At 65.9% G+C, this 827-nt stretch carries 1 pseudogene; it reads right to left on the bottom strand.

The features are described from left to right. Nucleotides 1–17: 17 nt before the first annotated feature. Nucleotides 18–718: pseudogene (locus ACFO3Q_RS16755) on the bottom strand (IS5 family transposase). Between the last annotated feature and the right edge of the window lie 109 nt (nucleotides 719–827).

Here is an 827-nt window from a genome sequence, read left to right as displayed (position 1 = left end):
CTAGGGCGAATCGACATTCATTCCAGCCACATCGGAATCGATGCGAGGTAGAGGAAGGCGAGGAAGTGGCTGGGCTTGCGGTCGAAGCGTGTAGCGATCCGGCGCAACTGCTTGAGCTTGGCGAAGCAACGCTCGATGCGGTTGCGCAGTCGGTAGCGCGCCTTGTCGTAGGGGCGTGGTTGCTGGCAGCTGCGCGGCGGGATGACCGCCTCGGCGCCGGACGAACGGATCAAGGCCACCAGATCCCGGCTGTCGTAGCCCTTGTCGGCCAGCACGTACCTGGGCGCGAATCCGGCCAGCAGCGCCGGGGCTTGCGTGATGTCGTTGCGCTCCCCGCCGGTCAGTATGAACCGCACCGGGCGCCCCAGGCCGTCCACGGCCAGGTGGATCTTCGTGCTCAGCCCTCCTCGGGAGCGCCCCAGAGCCGAGTCCGAAGCCCCCCTTTTCCGGTCGCCGCCTGTGCGTGCGCCCGGACGATGCTGCTGTCGATCATCAGGTACTCGTTGCTTCGATCCCGGATCAGGGACTGGAACACCTGTTCCCAGATGCCCTTGGCCGCCCAGCGGGTGAAGCGCTTATGCACGCTCTTGTAGGCCCCGTAGCGCGGCGGCAGGTCGCTCCAGCGCGCGCCCGAGCGCAAGACCCACAGCACCCCGTTGACGAAGGTCCGATTGTCCGCGGCCGTACGACCCGGGTCGCCGGCCTTGCCCGGGAGCATGTTCTCGATCCGCTCCCACTGGCTCTGGGTCAATTCGTAGCGGCTCGGTCGCGCTGGCTTGTTCTTCGACATCCCATGAACATACCGGATGAATGTCGATTCAGCCTAG

It is taken from the genome of Coralloluteibacterium thermophilum, from assembly GCF_042654365.1.
Taxonomy (GTDB): domain Bacteria; phylum Pseudomonadota; class Gammaproteobacteria; order Xanthomonadales; family Xanthomonadaceae; genus Coralloluteibacterium; species Coralloluteibacterium thermophilum.
This window is presented reverse-complemented; position numbering and strand designations above follow the sequence as displayed.